This is a genomic window from Streptomyces flavovariabilis (assembly GCF_000725785.1).
GTDB lineage: Bacteria > Actinomycetota > Actinomycetes > Streptomycetales > Streptomycetaceae > Streptomyces > Streptomyces hawaiiensis.
The window spans coordinates 397,494-413,620 of record NZ_JNXD01000002.1; the positions used below are offsets into that span (position 1 = coordinate 397,494).

At 72.4% G+C, this 16,127-nt stretch carries 14 protein-coding genes; 6 read left to right on the plus strand and 8 right to left on the minus strand.

Features of this window, described 5'->3' with window-relative positions; translation table 11 throughout:
- Positions 1-19: 19 nt before the first annotated feature.
- From IO24_RS0106840 to IO24_RS0106850, 3 genes are read left to right on the plus strand one after another with little or no spacing between them, the layout of a single operon-like run.
- Positions 20-1,579 carry a class I adenylate-forming enzyme family protein gene (locus tag IO24_RS0106840; RefSeq protein ID WP_031132939.1) on the plus strand — a complete coding sequence of 520 codons (1,560 nt, stop codon included), beginning with the start codon at positions 20-22 and terminating at the stop codon, positions 1,577-1,579.
- Entirely contained in the window at positions 1,576-2,754 is a 1,179-nt protein-coding gene (locus IO24_RS0106845; RefSeq protein ID WP_031132941.1) for an FAD-dependent monooxygenase, read from the plus strand. Before IO24_RS0106840 ends, IO24_RS0106845 begins: the two co-directional genes overlap by 4 nt.
- A 13-nt stretch (positions 2,755-2,767) precedes the next feature.
- Positions 2,768-3,568, plus strand: a complete 801-nt coding sequence (locus IO24_RS0106850; protein ID WP_031132942.1) for an aminotransferase class IV — start codon at positions 2,768-2,770, stop codon at positions 3,566-3,568.
- Between the two features lie 59 nt (positions 3,569-3,627).
- On the opposite strand, the gene IO24_RS0106855 is transcribed toward IO24_RS0106850, so the two are convergent.
- Entirely contained in the window at positions 3,628-4,095 is a 468-nt protein-coding gene (locus tag IO24_RS0106855) for a carboxymuconolactone decarboxylase family protein (RefSeq protein WP_031132944.1), read from the minus strand.
- 49 nt (positions 4,096-4,144) lie between these two features.
- Positions 4,145-5,533, minus strand: a complete 1,389-nt coding sequence (gene pdxR / locus IO24_RS0106860) for a MocR-like pyridoxine biosynthesis transcription factor PdxR (RefSeq protein ID WP_031132945.1) — start codon at positions 5,531-5,533, stop codon at positions 4,145-4,147.
- Between the two features lie 47 nt (positions 5,534-5,580).
- On the opposite strand from pdxR, the gene IO24_RS0106865 reads away from it, so the two are divergent.
- The 3 genes from IO24_RS0106865 to IO24_RS0106875 are packed head-to-tail and all read left to right on the plus strand — an operon-like array spanning position 5,581 to position 7,249.
- Positions 5,581-6,090 carry a carboxymuconolactone decarboxylase family protein gene (locus IO24_RS0106865; RefSeq protein WP_031132947.1) on the plus strand — a complete coding sequence of 170 codons (510 nt, stop codon included), beginning with the start codon at positions 5,581-5,583 and terminating at the stop codon, positions 6,088-6,090.
- Complete coding sequence (locus IO24_RS0106870) at positions 6,087-6,533, plus strand: carboxymuconolactone decarboxylase family protein (RefSeq protein WP_031132949.1); 447 nt, start codon at positions 6,087-6,089, stop codon at positions 6,531-6,533. Before IO24_RS0106865 ends, IO24_RS0106870 begins: the two co-directional genes overlap by 4 nt.
- Positions 6,530-7,249, plus strand: coding sequence for an isocitrate lyase/PEP mutase family protein (locus tag IO24_RS0106875; RefSeq protein ID WP_031132951.1), 720 nt, complete (start codon positions 6,530-6,532; stop codon positions 7,247-7,249). Before IO24_RS0106870 ends, IO24_RS0106875 begins: the two co-directional genes overlap by 4 nt.
- Before the next feature lie 6 nt (positions 7,250-7,255).
- On the opposite strand, the gene IO24_RS0106880 is transcribed toward IO24_RS0106875, so the two are convergent.
- From IO24_RS0106880 to IO24_RS0106905, 6 genes are all read right to left on the minus strand, one after another.
- Positions 7,256-8,212 (minus strand): ABC transporter substrate-binding protein, encoded by a 957-nt coding sequence (locus IO24_RS0106880; protein WP_031132953.1) that lies wholly within the window; start codon positions 8,210-8,212, stop codon positions 7,256-7,258.
- Between the two features lies 1 nt (position 8,213).
- Positions 8,214-10,163 carry an ABC transporter permease gene (locus IO24_RS0106885; RefSeq protein ID WP_031132955.1) on the minus strand — a complete coding sequence of 650 codons (1,950 nt, stop codon included), beginning with the start codon at positions 10,161-10,163 and terminating at the stop codon, positions 8,214-8,216.
- Complete coding sequence (locus IO24_RS0106890) at positions 10,163-11,233, minus strand: quaternary amine ABC transporter ATP-binding protein (RefSeq protein ID WP_045295963.1); 1,071 nt, start codon at positions 11,231-11,233, stop codon at positions 10,163-10,165. Before IO24_RS0106890 ends, IO24_RS0106885 begins: the two co-directional genes overlap by 1 nt.
- Positions 11,234-11,265: 32 nt before the next feature.
- Positions 11,266-12,798, minus strand: coding sequence for a GMC family oxidoreductase (locus IO24_RS0106895; protein ID WP_031132959.1), 1,533 nt, complete (start codon positions 12,796-12,798; stop codon positions 11,266-11,268).
- Between the two features lie 115 nt (positions 12,799-12,913).
- Positions 12,914-14,434, minus strand: coding sequence for an aldehyde dehydrogenase family protein (locus IO24_RS0106900; RefSeq protein ID WP_031132961.1), 1,521 nt, complete (start codon positions 14,432-14,434; stop codon positions 12,914-12,916).
- 463 nt (positions 14,435-14,897) lie between these two features.
- The gene (locus IO24_RS0106905; protein WP_031132963.1) at positions 14,898-15,887 is read right to left on the minus strand and encodes a malate dehydrogenase; all 990 of its coding nucleotides are present in this window, start codon (positions 15,885-15,887) and stop codon (positions 14,898-14,900) included.
- Positions 15,888-16,127 lie beyond the last annotated feature (240 nt).

Here is a 16,127-nt window from a genome sequence, read left to right on the forward strand (position 1 = left end):
CACGGAGAGGAATGAGCCCATGCGACAGCCCCTGCTCGCGGACCGCGGCTTCTATCTGGGGCCGGTCTTCCGCCGTGCGGCCGACCGGCACGGGGCCGTCTTCGTCACCCTCGACCGGCCGCTCGACGTCGCCCCCTCCCTGGGCGTCGACCTGAGCTACAGCGTGCTGGCCGATGTGGTCGAGGAGTTGTCCGGCCGGTTGTGGGAGGCCGGGGTGCGACCCTCGGAGCAGGTCGTCGTACACAAGGCCGACAACGTCGACATCATGCTGCTGACCTGCGCTGTCTCCCGCATCGGGGCCGTGCCCGTGCTGCTGTCGCCCGCGCTGGCCCCCGAGGTGGCCGGTCAGCTCCTCGAACGGCTGCGGCAGCCCTGGCTGATCACCGACGGCGCGACGCTCGACGGCCTGAAGGACATCGACCTGTCCGGGCTGGTGCGGCGGACGCTGTCCGTGGACGGCGCGCCCCGTTCCGAGCCCCTGGCGAAGTACACCGGCGCCGAACCGCCCCCGCCGGTCCGGCTCCACCCCCGTGAACCCGCCCTGATCACCCACAGCTCGGGCACCACCGGCGTCCCCAAACTGGCCGTGCACTGCGCGCTGACCATGTGGAACCGGCTCGTGCCGCAGCAGGCGATGGGCTGGCCCACCCGGGGTGAGACCGCCGCGCTGCACATGTCCTTCGTGCACTCGCGCTTCTACCATCTGCTCGGGGTCCTGCTGCACTTCGGCAGCCCGCTCGTGCTGATCACCGACCCGGACCCGGCCTCGGTCGGCCCGCTGCTGGTCCGGCACCGGCCCGGCATCGTGGAGACGCATCCCAACACGTTCGTGCTGTGGGAGGAGCTGGCCGGTGCGCCCGGTGCGCCGCTGTCCCGGGTCCGGTCGTACGGCTCGACGTTCGACGCGATCCATCCGCGTACCGTGCGGCGGCTGCTGGACGCGTCGCGGCGCCGTACGCCCTGGCTGATCCAGCTGTACGGGCAGAGCGAGACGGGCCCGGTGGCGTTCCAGGTGGTGACCCGGCGCGGTGCCGCCCGGGCGGACGGCCGCCGGGTCGGGTTCGGGATACCCGGCTTCACCCGGGTCCGGGTGACCGACGCCGGGGGCGGGCGGGTGCCGCCCGGCACACCGGGCCGGATCGAGGCGCGCACCCGGGGCCGGATCCTCACCTACCTCGGCATGCCGGAGCGCTACGACCGCCAGCTCACCGACGGCTGGTGGGAGATGGGCGACCTGGGCTACCGCAGCCGCCTGGGCGCGCTGTACCTGATCGACCGGGAGGCCGACCGGATCGACGCGGTGCACAGCAACCTGGAGGTCGAGGACACGCTGATGTCCCGGCTGGAGGAGTTGCGCGAGGTCGTGATCGTGCCGGGGGCGGACCGTGAGCCGGTGCCGGTGGTGTGCGTGCGCGGCGATCGGCCGCTGGATCCGGAGCGCTGGCGGCGGGCCACGGCCGGGTTGCCGCCGATGGCCGAGCCGCGGCAGTGGCGGTTCGAGGATCTGCCGATGACGGCGACCTGGAAGGTGAAGCGGATGGAGATCGCCCGGATGCTCGGCCAACGGGTCGGGGCATGACCCCGGTCCTGGTGGTGGGGGCCGGACCGGTGGGCCTGTCCGCGGCCCTCGCGCTACGGGCGCACGGTCTGCCGGTCACACTGCTGGAGGCCGATCCGCAGGACCGTGAACGGCCCGGGAGCCGGGCCTTGTTCGTGCACCGGGAGACCCTCGCCCTGCTGGACGGGATGCTGCCCGGCCTCGCCGCGGAGTTCACCTCGTACGGACGGACCTGGCACACCAGGCGCACCCTCTACCGGGGACGCGAGGTCTACGCCCGGACCTTCCCGCCCCCGTCCGGCCCGCCGCCCTTCACCAGCCTGCGCCAGACGGACACCGAACGCTTCCTGCGGGCGGCCTGTGAGCGGGCCGGGACCGGCTTCGTGTGGGGCGCCCGTGTGACGGCCGTGCACAGCACGGAAAGCGGGGTCCGGCTGACGGGGGCGGACGGGCGGGAGTGGAGCGGTTCCCACGTCGTCGCCGCCGACGGGGCCCGCTCGGCGGTCCGGCGCGAGCTGGGCATCGAGCTGGAGGGCACCCGCGGCGAGGGCTTCCACGTCGTCGTGGACGTCGCCGATGTGCCGGGCGCCGAACTGCCGTGGGAGCGGGTCTTCCACTACGAGCATCCCGGGGCCGGCGGGCGCAGTGTCATGCGGGTGCCGTTCACCGGAGGCTTCCAGATCGACCTCCAGTGCCGCGACGACGACCGGCCGGAGGAGTTCGGCACCGAGGAGGCCGTACGGCGCTGGCTGCCCGCGATCGTCGGGGACGGCTACGGCGAGAGGATCCTGTGGGTGTCGACGTACCGCTTCCTGCGCAAGGTGGCGGCCTCGTTCACCGATCCGCACCGGCGGGTGCTGCTGGCCGGTGAGGCGGCGCATCTCTTCCCGCCGTTCGGGGCGCGCGGGATGAACAGCGGGATCGCGGACGCGGCGGCCGCCGCCGAGGCGATCGCCGCCGGGACCGGCGAGGCGGTCGCGCGCTTCGCCGAGGTGCGGCGCGCGGCGGGCCTGTTCAACATGGCCGCCGCCGGTACGGCCCTGGACCATCTGCGGCCGCGCCGCCGGACCGTCCGGCTCAGGCAGCGGGCCGCGGCGGCCCTGGCGCCGGTACTGCCGTGGTGTGGATCCTGGCTGGAGCACGCGCCGTACGGGCCCCGGCACGGGGCGCCCGCCGTCGCGGGCCGCACGTACTGAGGAGGACCTCGTGGTGACAAAACCGGCGGTGGCGGAGGGCCTGTGGGCGTGGACGCCCGGACGTGGCCTGGCCCCGGCCCCGGAGCGGACGGCCGGGGGGCGGCTTCTCGTCGCGGACTCGTGGCTGCTGCGCGAGGGCGGGGTGCGGGCCTACGCCCGGCACCGGGAGCGGTTCTCGCGGTCCTGCGGTGAGTGCGGCGGGCCGGAGTCGCGCCGTCTCGTGGCGTTCTGGCGGGACGTGACCGCCGCGCTGCCGCGCACGGGAGCGTGGTTCCCGCGGGTGGAACTCGCGGCGGGCTCCCTTGAGCTGCGGCTGCTGCTGCGGCCCGCTCCGCCGCTGGGCGCGGGGGTGCGCCTCTGGGCGGCGGGCCAGTCCGATCCGCGGACCGTGCCCCGCCGCAAGGGCCCGGACCTGGACACCCTGGCCCGGGTGCGCCGCCGGGCCGCGGGCGAGGGCGCGGAGGAGGCGGTGCTGATCGCCCCCTCGGGCACGGTCCTGGAGTCGGCCACCGCCAGTGTCCTGTGGTGGGAGGACGACACCCTGTGCCTGCCCCCGCCGCGGCTGCCCGTCCTGCGGGGTGTGACGGCCGGGCTGGTCCAGGAACGGGCGCTGCGCTCCGGGTTCCGGATCGCGCACCGGGAGCGGACCGTGGCCGAGCTGGACGGCCGTGAGGTGTGGCTGGTGAACGCGCTGCACGGAATTCGGCCCGTGACGGGCTGGCTCGGACGGCCGATGCGGGTGCCTCCGGCGGAACGGGCCGGGGAATGGCGGGCATGGCTGGACAGCGCCGTGGAGCCACTGCCGGCCGACTGAATTGCGGGAGAAAAGAGACGCCGGGCCGAATTCGACCCGGCGGCTTTCCTTCTGCCTTTTCAGCTCTTCGGGACCATACGGGTCGCTATCGCGATGCGGTTGTAGGCGTTGATGACGGTGGCCGACCAGATGAGGGCGGCTATCTGGTTCTCGTCGAAGACCCCGGCCGCCTCGGCGTAGACGGCGTCGGGGACGCGGCCGTCGTGGACCAGCGTCACCGCCTCGGTCAACGCCAGGGCGGCGCGCTCGCGTTCGGTGAAGAAGGGCGTCTCCCGCCAGGCGTTCAGCGTGTGGATGCGCTGCTCGGTCTCGCCCTGGTCGCGGGCGTCCCGGGTGTGCATGTCGAGGCAGAACGCACAGCCGTTGATCTGCGAGGCGCGGATCCTGACCAGTTCCAGCAGTTCCGGTTCGAGCTTTGCCTCCTGGGCCGCAGAAACGGCGGCAGCGTGCAGGGAACCCATGGCCGCGGAGACGTCGGGGGTGATTTTCTTCAGGGCCACGCGGGACGGGGAGGAATTTTCACTCATGGAGCGACCATATCCACCGGAACGCAATTCGGAGGGGGAATGCGCGCGATTATCCGGGCAATACCGCGCCCAGCGCGTCCAGCGCTCCCGACCAGGCGTGGTCCGGCGGGGTGCCGTATCCGACGACCAGGGCGTCGACGGGCTCGGTCCGGGCGGCGGGGTGGGTGTAGCGGTCGAGTCCGTGGAGCGCGAGCCCCCGCCAGTTCGCCGCCTGGACCACCGACTGCTCGGTGCCGGGCGGCAGCCGCAGCAGGACGTGCAGACCGGCCGCGATGCCGGTGACGCGGGCTTCCGGGGCCCGGGACGCGACAGCGGCGACCAGGGCGTCCCGGCGGCGCCGGTAGCGCAGGCGTCGCGCCCGGAGGTGCCGGTCGTAGGCGCCGGACGTGAGGAACTCGGCCAGGGTCAGCTGGTCCAGCACCCCGCAGGTGTCGACGCCGCCCTTCGCCGCCGCGACCTCCTCGGCGAGGCCCGGCGGCAGCACCATCCAGGCCAGCCGGAGGCCGGGCGCGAGGGACTTGCTGGCGGTGCCCAGGTGGACGACCCGGTCGGGGTCCAGGCCCTGGAGCGCGCCGACGGGCTGCCGGTCGTAGCGGAACTCGCCGTCGTAGTCGTCCTCCAGCACCAGTCCGCCGGTGCGCCGGGCCCAGTCCACGACGGCCGTACGGCGGTCGCGGTGCAGGGGCACGCCCATGGGGAACTGGTGGGCGGGGGTGAGCAGCAGCGCGTCGGCTCCGGGCAATCCGCCCGGGTCGGTGCCCAGCCGGTCGAAGGGCAGCGGGGCGGTGTCCAGGCCGGAGGCGGCCAGGATCCTCCAGTGCGCGTCGAGACCGTACGACTCGACCGCGACCGTGCGCGCCCCGCGGGCCCGCAGGACCGTGCCGAGCAGCTTCAGGCCGTGCGCGAACCCGGCGCACACCACGATCCGGCCGGGGTCCGCGCGCACGCCCCGGGCCCGGGAGAGGTAGCCGGCGAGCGCGGCCCGCAGCTCGGGGCGGCCACGCGGGTCGCCGTAGTCGAGCGCGTGGTACGGGGCGGTGGTGAGGGCGCGGCGGGCGGCCTTGAGCCACTCCGCGCGCGGGAAGGACGCGAGGTCGGGGCTGCCGGGGCGCAGATCGTAGGTCGGACGGGTGGGTGCGCGGGGGTGGGGTGCCGTGCCGGACGGCGGGACGACCTCGCGCGCGGCGACCCGGGTACCCGAGCCCTGCCGGGCGGTGAGCCAGCCCTCGGCGACCAGGTCGGCGTAGGCGTCGGCGACCGTGTTGCGGGCGAGGCCCAGGTCGGCGGCGAGCGCACGGGAGGACGGCAGCCGGGTGCCGGGTGCCAGCCGGCCGGAGCGCACCGCCTCGCGCAGGGCGTCGGTCAGCCCCCGGCGCAGGCCCGGGCCGGTCGGCTCCAGATGTAGGTCGATGCCCAAAGTGGCCCACTGTTCCACCATGGAAATGGACCATACCCCTGGGCTGCTTCCTTCCTAGGGTCGAGGGCATGACGACGCACACCACTGACACGACGACCGGGGAGTACGCCCCTGAGCAGCCAGCCCGCCTGGACTGGGCCAAGCACGCGCCCGAGGTGTACAAGGCGATGGTCCGGCTGGAGATCGCCGCCCGGCAGGGCCTCGACCACAAGCTGTACGAGCTGGTGAAGATCCGCGCCTCCCAGATCAACCACTGCGCCTTCTGCATCGACATGCACACCAAGGACGCCCTCGCGACGGGTGAGAGCGTGCAGCGGATCCTCCAGCTCAGCGCCTGGGACGAGTCGCGGCACTTCTACACCGAGAAGGAACTCGCTGCCCTGGAGCTGACGGAGGCCGTGACGGTCCTGACCGCCGGTTTCGTGCCGGACGAGGTGTACGACAACGCCGCGAAGCACTTCGACGAGGCCGAGCTGGCGCAGGTCATCGCCGCGATCACGGCGATCAACGCCTGGAACCGGTTCGGGGTGACCTGCCGCATGGCGCCCGGGCACTACGAGCCGGGGCAGTACAAGTGACGGCTCGGACCCGGCTGCTCGACCCGGCGGCCGGCCGGGCCATGTCCGCCCTCAGCGCGGCGGCGAAGAAGGGCCTGGGCGACCCGGCCCTGGCCGAACTCGTGGTGATCCGGGCCTCTCAGCTCAACCACTGCGCGTTCTGCCTCGACATGCACCTCACGATCGCCCGTGAGGACGGGGTGAGTGAGCAGCAGCTCGGTCTGCTGGCGGCCTGGGAGGAGGCCGGGGACGTCTTCGACGAGCGGGAGCGGGCCGCGCTGGCCCTGACGGAAGCGGTGACGGTGCTGACGGCCGGTTTCGTGCCGGACGAGGTGTACGACAACGCCGCGAAGCACTTCGACGAGGCCCGGCTCGCCCATCTGCTCGGGCTGATCGTCGCCATCAACAACTGGAACCGGGTGATGGTGAGCCACCGGATTCCGCCAGGGGGTTACACGCCATGAGCAAGGCCGACGTGTTCCGTGCCCTGCATCATCACCGGGCGCCCGGTGATCCGCTCGTGCTGCCCGGGCCGTGGGACGCGGCCAGCGCGCGGGTGTTCGCCGAGGCCGGGTTCCCCGCGCTCGCCACGCCCAGCGCCGGGGTCGCCGCCTCGCTCGGCTACGAGGACGGGCAGGTCCCGGCCGACGAGATGTTCGCGGCGGTCGCCCGGATCGCCCGGGCCGTCGACGTGCCCGTGTCGGCGGATGTGGAGGGCGGATACGGGCTCGCGCCGAAGGACCTCGTGGAGCGGCTGCTGGAGGTGGGGGCGGTCGGCTGCAACCTGGAGGACTCCGAGGACGGGGTGCTCAAGGACCCCCGCGCGCACGCCGGCCGGCTGGCCGAGGTGCGGGAGGCGGCCGGTGACCGGCTCTTCGTCAACGCGCGCATCGACACCTTCGCCTGCGGGGTGGACGATCCCGGCCCGGCCATCGAGCGGGCCGCGCTGTACGTCGCGGCGGGCGCCGACTGCGTGTACCCGATCGGGGCCCCGCCGGGCGTCCTGCCGCTGCTGCGGGCCGGGATCCGGGGTCCGGTCAACGTGGGGGCCCCGGCCGACGGTGGCCCCTCACCCGCCGAACTCGGCGCGCGAGGGGCCACCCGGATCACCTTCGGGCCGGGACTCCAGCGACGGGCCGCCCGGGCCCTGCGGGAGATCGCCGAAGGCCTGCGACCGTAGGGACGCTCAGGGCAGCCACTTCTTCCACGTGGACTTGTGGCTGTCCACCCACTTCTTCGCCGCGTCCTCCGGCGTCATCTTCTTGTCGGCGATCAGCAGGGAGACCTCGTTCTGGTCCTCGGTCGTCCACTTGAACTTCTTCAGGAACGCCGCCGCCTTGCCGCCGTTCTTCGCGAAGTCCGAGTTGAGGTACTTCTGCAGCGGCGTGTGCGGGTAGGCGCAGGCGACCTTCTCCGGGTCGGCGTCGCAGCCCTCCTTGTACGCCGGCAGCTTCACCTCGGTCATCGGGACCTTCTTGAAGAGCCACTGCGGCGAGTACCAGTAGGTGAGGAAGGGCTTCTTCTCCTTGGCGAACTGCTTCATCTGCGTGATCTGCGCCGCCTCGGACCCGGCGAACACCACCTGGTAGTCCAGCTTCAGGTTCTTCACCAGCGCCTTGTCGTTGGTGACGTAGGACGGCGAACCGTCCATCAGCTGGCCCTTGTTGCCGCTCTCCGGGGTGCGGAAGAGGTCGGCGTACTTGTTGAGGTTCTTCCAGTCGGTGATGTCGGGGTGCTGCTTGGCGAGGTACGTCGGGACGAACCAGCCGATGTGGCCGGTGACGCCGAGTTCGCCGGCGGGCGCGATCGTCTTCTTGTCCTTGACGTACCGCTGCTCCTGCTCGGGGTGGCCCCAGTCCTCCAGGAGCGCGTCGACGCGGCCCTGGCTGAGTGCGTCCCAGGCGGGCACCTCGTCGACCTGGACGGTGTCGACGCGGTAGCCGAGCTCGTGCTCCAGGAGGTACTGGGCGACGGCCACGTTGGACTGCGCGCCGACCCAGGACTGCACGGACATGGTCACGGTCTTGGCGCCCTGTGCGTTGGCGAAGGGCGAGGCCTGCTTGGTCATGTCGGCGGCACCACAGCCGGTGAGCAGCGCCAGGGAGCTCACGGTGGCCGCTATCGCGGTCGTACGGACGCGCATGTCACGCTCCCTTCTTCGCGCGGCGTTCGGTGGGCTGGGTCACCCGGTCGAGCATCAGGCCGAGGCAGACGATGGCCGCGCCGGCCACCAGACCGGTCGCCAGGTCACCCTGGGCGAGGCCGAAGACGACGTCGTAGCCGAGGGCGCCACCGCCGACCAGGCCGCCGATGACGACGACGGCGAGGACCAGGACGAGGCCCTGGTTGACGGCGAGCAGCAGCGCACGGCGGGCCAGCGGGAGCTGCACCTGCTTCAGCTGCTGCCAGCTGGTCGCGCCGAGCGAACCGGAGGCCTCCATGGCGGCCGGGTCGACCTGGCGCAGGCCCTGGGTGGTGATGCGGACGACGGCCGGCAGCGCGTAGACGATCGCCGCGGCGACGGCCGGGGCGCGGCCGACGCCGAACAGGGCGACGACCGGGATCAGGTACACGAACTGCGGCATCGTCTGGAACACGTCGAGGACCGGGCGCAGCGCCCGCTCCAGGCGGTCGCTGCGGGCCGCGGCGATACCGACGGCGAAGCCGACGACGAGGGTGACGGCGACGGCCGCGAGGACCTGGGAGAGGGTGTCCAGGGACGGCTTCCAGACGCCGAGGACGCCGATCGCGGCCATGGCGAGGACGGCGGTGAGCGCGGTGTGCCAGGTGCCGATCACCCAGGCCAGCGCGGCGACGATCAGCAGCACCGACCACCAGGGCAGCGCTTGCAGGCCGTCGCGCATCGGGTCGAGGACCCAGGTGGTGAAGTGTCCGGCCCAGTCGGCGGTGCCGCCGATGACGGGGACGCCCGAGTACAGGTGCGCGGTCATCCAGTCCACGGCGCGGTTGACGGGCTCGGCGATGCCGACGACCCAGGGGTCGGGCCAGTCGAGGCGGCCCGCGAGCCGCCCGGCGACCGCCACGGCGACGACGCCGGCGAGGGCGTAGAGCCAGCCGAGGCCGCTGCGGGGCTCGGGGTCGGCGCCGAGCCGCTCCCCCGCCGCTGCCGTGACCCGGTCCAGGACGACGGCCAGCAGCACGATCGGGATACCGGCGGCGAGCGCGGCACCGACGTCGACGGAGGCCAGCGCCTGGTAGACGCGGTCACCGAGACCGCCCGCGCCGATGACGGCCGCGATCACGGCCATGGACAGCGCCATCATGATCGTCTGGTTGAGGCCGAGGAGGAGTTCCTTGCGGGCCAGCGGGATGCGGGCCGTCAGCAGGCGCTGGCGTGCGGTGGAGCCCAGCGACTCGACGGCCTCCAGCACCCCCTTGTCGGCGCCGCGCAGACCGAGCGAGGTCAGGCGGGCCATGGGCGGGGCGGCGTAGACGACGGTGGCCAGGACGGCCGCCGGGACGCCGATGCCGAAGACCAGCACGACCGGCAGGAGGTAGGCGAAGGCGGGCAGCACCTGCATGGTGTCCAGGACCGGGCGCAGCACACGGTCCATGCGGTCGGACAGCCCTGCGGCGAGCCCGAGCAGCGCGCCCACGACGACCGAGGCGAGGACCGCGGCGACCATCAGGGCGAGCGTCTGCATGGTGGGCACCCACATGCCGAGCAGCCCGCAGGCGAGGAAAGCGGTGGCCGTGCCGAGCGCCAGCCGCACGCCCGCCGCCCGCCAGGCGACCAGCGCGCCGAGGGCTGTGACGCCCGCCCAGCCGATGGCCAGGAGGGTGAGGTAGACGGCCCGTACGGCGATGACGACGACGTTGCTGACGTGGCCGAAGAAGTACAGGAACAGCGGGTGGCTGTCGCGGTTGTCGATGATCCAGTCGCTGGTCTTGGCGAGCGGCTCGGACAGGTCCACCGTGAGCGCGTTCGGCCAGGCGCCGCTCGCCCAGCGGGCGTTGGCCAGCGGGACGAGGATCACGGCGGCGAGGGCCAACAGAAGGAGCTTCTGGACGGCACGGTTCCGCAGCAGCCCGGGCAGGCCGAGGCGCGGCGGGGACGCGGTGATGGTCGCCATCACACCGCCTCCTTGGGCTGCGGGGTGCCCGGCGGGGCGGGCTGCTCCGTGCCGGCGACGACGCCCAGGAGCGTGTCGGAGTCGACCACGCCCACGCACCGGCCCTCGTCGACGACCCGGGCCGGTGCGCCGGCGCGGGCGACCGCCTCGATCGCCTCGGACACCGTCGCGTCGGGCCGCACCGCCGGTCCGCTGCCGTCCTGGCCCGCCGAGGGGCGGCGCATGGCGGTGCGGACGGTCATGACCTGCTCGCGCGGGACGTCCCGGACGAACTCGCGGACGTAGTCGTCGGCCGGCGAGCCCACGATCTCCTCGGGCGTGCCGAGCTGCACGACCCGGCCGTCGCGCATCAGGGCGATGCGGTCGCCCAGCTTGAGGGCCTCCTGGAGGTCGTGCGTGATGAAGACCATCGTGCGGCCCTCCTCGTGGTGCAGCCGGACGACCTCCTCCTGCATGTCGCGCCGGATCATCGGGTCGAGCGCGCTGAACGGCTCGTCGAAGAGGAGGACTTCGGGGTCGACGGCGAGGGCACGGGCAAGGCCGACGCGCTGCTGCTGGCCGCCGGAGAGCTGGCCGGGGCGGCGGTGCTCCATGCCTTCGAGGCCGACCTTGGCGACGACCTCGGCGGCCCGTTCGCGCCGCTCGGCCTTGCCCATGCCCTGGATCTCCAGGCCGTAGGCGACGTTGTCGAGGACGGTGCGGTGCGGCAGCAGGCCGAAGTGCTGGAAGACCATCGCGGCGCGGTGGCGGCGCAGTTCGCGCAGCCGGGAGCGGTCCATGGCGCGGACGTCCTCGCCGTCGATGGCGATGGTGCCGGCGGTCGGCTCGATCAGCCGGGTCAGACAGCGCACCAGCGTGGACTTGCCGGAGCCGGACAGGCCCATGACGACGAAGACCTCGCCCTTGCGCACGTCGAAGCTGACGTCCCGGACGGCGGCCGTGCAGCCGGTGCGGGAGCGCAGCTCGGCGGGGTCGAGGGCGGTGAGCTCGGGGTCGGCGGGAACGCGGTCGGCCTTGGGGCCGAACACCTTCCACAGTCCCTCCACCGAGAAGACGGGCGTGGTGTCCATGGTCTGCTCCGTGGGGGGTTCGAGGGTCGCGGTCACTGGGAACCACCACCGATCAGCTCGGCGGCCTTCTCCCCGACCATGAGCACGCCGATCATCGGGTTGACGGTGGTCATGGTGGGGAAGACGGAGGCGTCGGCGATGCGGATGCCCTCCAGGCCTCGGATGCGCAGCTCGGGGTCGACGACAGCCAGCCGGTCGTCGGCGCCGCCCATCTTGCAGGTGCCGGCGGGGTGGTAGACGGTGTGCGCGACCTTGCGGGCGTACTCGCCCAGCTCCTCGTCGTTGGTGACGTCCGGGCCGGGGGCCACCTCGCGCTTGAGCCAGCCGGCCAGCGGCTCCGTCTTGGCGATCTCGCGGGCGATCTTGATGCCGTCGACGAGGGTCCTGCCGTCGTAGTCGTCCTCGTCGGTGAAGTAGCGGAAGTCCAGCGCGGGCTTGGCCTCGGGGTCGGCGCTGGTCAGGTACAGCCGGCCGCGGCTCTTCGGCTTGGGGATGTTCGGGGTCATCGAGACGCCGAACTCCGGCCGCTGGTAGCCCAGTCGCTCCGGGTTGTCCGTGAACGGGATCTGGTAGAAGTGGAACATCAGGTCGGGGTGCGCCAGTTCGGGATCGCGGCGCACGAACAGGCCGGCGTCGGAGTCCATCGCGGAGTTCTCCGGGATGGGGCCGTTCGTCTCCCACACGATGACCGACTCGGGGTGGTCGAGCAGGTTCTCGCCGACGCCCGGCAGGTCGTGCGCCACCGGGATGCCGAGCTTCTCCAGGTCCGCCTTCGGGCCGATGCCGGAGTGCATCAGCAGCCGGGGCGAGTCGACGGCTCCGGCGCACAGCAGCACTTCGTGGCGTGCCTTGACGAGGATCTCCTCGCCGTCCTTGGTCCGCACGTGCACGCCCTCGGCGCGGTTGCCGTCCAGCTCCAGCTTGTACGCCCAGGTCTCCAGCAGGATCGTCAGGTTGGGCCGCTCCTCCATGACCGGGTGGAGGTAGGCCACCGACGCCGAGGACCGCTTGTTGTTCTCGGGGTGGTAGGCGAGGTCAAAGAAGCCGACGCCCTCGGTGAAGGGCTTCTTGTTGAAGCCGTCGACCCGCGGCACTCCCAGCGCCTCCTGGGCCGCGTCGACGAAGTCGCGGGCGATGGCGTTCCGGTCCTTCTCGTCGACCGGGACGATGTTGTTGAGCAGCCGGGCGAAGTACGCCTCCATCTGCACCGCGCCCCAGCCCTTGGCGCCGGCGGCCTCCCACTCGTCCCAGTCGGCCGGCAGCGGCTTGAAGGCGATCAGGGTGTTGTGCGAGGAGCAGCCGCCCAGGACGCGGGCCCGGCTGTGCCGGATATGCGAGTTTCCGCGTGGCTGTTCGGTGGTCGGGTAGTCGTAGTCGAGCTCGCCGCCGAGCAGGCCCATCCAGCGGCGCAGGGTCAGCACGTCGTCGCGGCCGACGTCGCTGGGGCCGCCCTCGATGACGGCGACGGTGACGTCCGGGTTCTCGGTCAGGCGGGAGGCGATGACGGAACCTGCGGTTCCGCCGCCTATCACGACATAGTCGTACTCATGACTGGTGTGGGACATGGCGTGCTTGCTCCAGTGGGGATGAAGTGGACGGGCTCGCGGGGAGGAGGACGCCAGCCCGGGGTGTGGGGGTCAGCCCGGGATGGGGGGTCGGCAGCCCCGCAGGGGACGGGGGTCAGCCCGCGAACCAGCGCACCGGCTGGGGAGCGAGGTTCTGGTAGACGTGCTTGGTCTCCCGGTACTCGGCGAGCCCGGCGGGGCCGAGTTCGCGGCCCACTCCGCTCTTGCCGAATCCGCCCCACTCCGCCTGCGGCAGGTAGGGGTGGAAGTCGTTGATCCAGATCGTGCCGTGGCGCAGCCGCCCGGCCACGCGGCGGGCGCGGCCCGCGTCGGAGGTCCAGACACCCCCCGCGAGTCCGTACTCGGTGTCGTTGGCGAGGGCGACGGCCTCGTCCTCGGTACGGAAGGTCTCGACGGTGAGGACCGGCCCGAAGACCTCCTCCCGTACGACGCGCATCTCGCGGTGGCAGTGGTCGAGGACGGTCGGCTCGTAGAAGTAGCCGTTCTCCGGACGCTGCGGGGACGGCTCGGGACGCTTGCCGCCGGAACGCAGCACCGCGCCCTCCTTCAGGGCGGACTCGACGTACATCTCGACCTTGGCGCGCTGCTGCTCGGAGACGAGCGGGCCGCACTCGACGCCGTCCTCGGTGCCGCGGCCGAGGCGGATCTTCTCGGCGCGCCGGGCGAGTTCGGTGACGAAGCGGTCCCGGACGGACTCCTCGATGATGAGGCGGGCGCCGGCCGAGCAGACCTGGCCGCTGTGGATGAAGCCGGCGTTGAGGGCCTGGTCGACGGCGGTGTCGAAGCCCTCCTCGGTGGCGCAGGCGTCGGCGAAGACGACGTTGGGGTTCTTGCCGCCGAGTTCGAGGGCGACCTTCTTGACGGTCGGGGCTGCCGCCTGGGCGACCTTGGTGCCGCTGACCAGGCCGCCGGTGAAGGAGACCAGGTCGACGTCGGGGTGCTCGGACAGGCGGGCGCCGACCGAATGCCCCGGGCCGGTGACGATGTTGGCGACGCCCTCGGGGAGTCCGGCCTCGACGAGCAGCTCGATGAGCGCGATCGTCGTCATCGGCGTGATCTCGCTCGGCTTGACGACGAAGGTGGTGCCGGCGGCGAGGGCGGGGGCGATCTTCCAGCTGGCCTGAAGCAGGGGGTAGTTCCAGGGCGTGATCATCGAGCAGACGCCGACGGGCTCGTGCACGACGACGCTGTGGATGTCGGTCGAGCCCGCGTCCACGACCCGGCCGGGGGCCTCGCCGGCGACCAGGTCGGCGAAGTAGCGGAAGGCGTCGGCGACGCAGTCGATGTCGACGCGGCCCTCCTCGACGGTCTTGCCCGCGTCCTGGGCCTCCAGCCGGCCCAGCTCCTCGCGGTCCCGCACGAGCAGGTCGGCGACGCGCCTGAGCAGCGCGGCCCGCTCGGTGACCGGCGTGTGTGGCCACGGCCCCTCGTCGAAGGCGCGCCGGGCTGCGGCGATCGCCAGATCGGCGTCCTTCTCGTCACCCTCCGCGACCACGGCGAAGGGCAGGGCGTCCGCGGGGTCGAGGATCTCGCGAGTGGCCCCGGAGGTGGCCGCACGCCACACTCCTCCCGCATGGATGGTTTCACGCGCCTGAAGTTCGGTACTTTCCGCCATGATCGCTCTTCGCCTTCCGTTCCTGATCAGCGCCCCTGTGTCACACACGTGTCACTAAGAGACCGAGTTCGCCTGCCCGACTCCCCCGGATGCATGCGCGTCCGTGGCCGAAAGTGCGCTGTGTCACGGGAGATGCGGGCAAATCGGAACGAAACGTACGGAGATGTGGTCGTCGGCGTCAGGATGCCGGTGGCTTGAAGCTTTCGGGCGGGTCCTCCCCCACCCTCCCGGCGATCGTCCCGCGCGGCGGATCGGCGTGGCCGGGCGTGCCCGGCGTACTCCCCGATCAGGCCGCCGAGAACACGCCGCACGCCCGGGAAGCGCCCGTCACGGGTGGTGAACGCGGCGAGCCGGCCGGGGTGGCCCATTGACGCAACGGGCGTTGCCGGCCCCTGGAAAGCGCGCGGGCCCCGCACCGGAAAGCCGGTGCGGGGCCCGCGTACGGAGTTCTGTGCGGCTCCGGTCAGATGAGGCCGAGGCCGCGGACCGCCTCGCGCTCCTCCTCGAGCTCCTTGACGGAGGCGTCGATCCGGGCGCGGGAGAACTCGTTGATCTCCAGGCCCTGGACGATCTCGTACTTGCCGTCCTTGGTGGTGACGGGGAAGGAGGAGATGAGCCCCTCCGGCACGCCGTAGGAACCGTCCGAGGGGATGCCCATGGAGACCCAGTCGCCGTCGGCGGTGCCGTTGACCCAGGAGTGGACGTGGTCGATGGCGGCGTTGGCGGCCGAGGCGGCCGACGAGGCGCCACGGGCCTCGATGATGGCGGCGCCGCGCTTGGCGACGGTCGGGATGAAGTCCTCGGCCAGCCACTTCTCGTCGTTCACGACCTCGGCGGCGTTCTTGCCGGCGATCGTGGCGTGGAAGATGTCGGGGTACTGGGTGGCGGAGTGGTTGCCCCAGATGGTCAGGCGCTTGATGTCGGCGACCGTGGAGCCCGTCTTCTTCGCGAGCTGGGTCAGCGCGCGGTTGTGGTCCAGGCGGGTCATCGCGGTGAACCGCTCGGCCGGTACGTCCGGCGCGGCGGCCTGGGCGATCAGGGCGTTGGTGTTGGCCGGGTTGCCGACCACCAGGATCTTGACGTCGTCCGCGGCGTGGTCGTTGATGGCCTTGCCCTGCGGCTTGAAGATGCCGCCGTTGGCCTCCAGCAGGTCGCCGCGCTCCATGCCCTTGGTGCGGGGGCGGGCGCCGACGAGCAGGCCGACGTTGGTGCCGTCGAAGGCGACGTTCGGGTCGTCCGTGATGTCGATGCCCTGCAGGAGCGGGAACGCGCAGTCGTCCAGCTCCATGGCCGTACCCTCGGCCGCCTTCAGGGCGGGCGTGATCTCCAGCAGGCGCAGCTTCACCGGCACGTCCGCGCCGAGCAGCTGGCCGGAGGCGATGCGGAAGAGCAGGGCGTAACCGATCTGGCCGGCCGCGCCGGTGACGGTGACGTTCACGGGAGTGCGGGTCATGGCGTTCTCCGTATGACAGCTGGCGGTGGGGCGGAGTCCCTGCCCCGGACGTTTGATCGATCTCTTGGCATCAAGAGATCCATCCAGCCGTCAGGCTACCGCGCATCCGGGATCCCGGACGTCCGGGTCGGTGTGGCCCAGCCCACAACCCCGACCCCGCCCGCACGCGCGTTCCAGCCCCGACGCAAAAGGCGGCCGCCCGTCCGGGAGAGGAGGACGAAGGCGGCCGCCTGGGGGATA

What these genes read in the sequence shown, in the direction of transcription:
- IO24_RS0106890 (WP_045295963.1), bottom strand. Translation starts at nt 11,233, where the DNA reads ATGGACACCACGCCCGTCTTCTCGGTGGAGGGACTGTGGAAGGTGTTC.
- pdxR (WP_031132945.1), bottom strand. Translation starts at nt 5,533, where the DNA reads ATGGTGGAACAGTGGGCCACTTTGGGCATCGACCTACATCTGGAGCCG.
- IO24_RS0106885 (WP_031132955.1), bottom strand. Translation starts at nt 10,163, where the DNA reads ATGGCGACCATCACCGCGTCCCCGCCGCGCCTCGGCCTGCCCGGGCTG.
- IO24_RS0106865 (WP_031132947.1), top strand. Translation starts at nt 5,581, where the DNA reads ATGACGACGCACACCACTGACACGACGACCGGGGAGTACGCCCCTGAG.
- IO24_RS0106905 (WP_031132963.1), bottom strand. Translation starts at nt 15,887, where the DNA reads ATGACCCGCACTCCCGTGAACGTCACCGTCACCGGCGCGGCCGGCCAG.
- IO24_RS0106840 (WP_031132939.1), top strand. Translation starts at nt 20, where the DNA reads ATGCGACAGCCCCTGCTCGCGGACCGCGGCTTCTATCTGGGGCCGGTC.
- IO24_RS0106900 (WP_031132961.1), bottom strand. Translation starts at nt 14,434, where the DNA reads ATGGCGGAAAGTACCGAACTTCAGGCGCGTGAAACCATCCATGCGGGA.
- IO24_RS0106880 (WP_031132953.1), bottom strand. Translation starts at nt 8,212, where the DNA reads ATGCGCGTCCGTACGACCGCGATAGCGGCCACCGTGAGCTCCCTGGCG.
- IO24_RS0106875 (WP_031132951.1), top strand. Translation starts at nt 6,530, where the DNA reads ATGAGCAAGGCCGACGTGTTCCGTGCCCTGCATCATCACCGGGCGCCC.
- IO24_RS0106845 (WP_031132941.1), top strand. Translation starts at nt 1,576, where the DNA reads ATGACCCCGGTCCTGGTGGTGGGGGCCGGACCGGTGGGCCTGTCCGCG.
- IO24_RS0106895 (WP_031132959.1), bottom strand. Translation starts at nt 12,798, where the DNA reads ATGTCCCACACCAGTCATGAGTACGACTATGTCGTGATAGGCGGCGGA.
- IO24_RS0106855 (WP_031132944.1), bottom strand. Translation starts at nt 4,095, where the DNA reads ATGAGTGAAAATTCCTCCCCGTCCCGCGTGGCCCTGAAGAAAATCACC.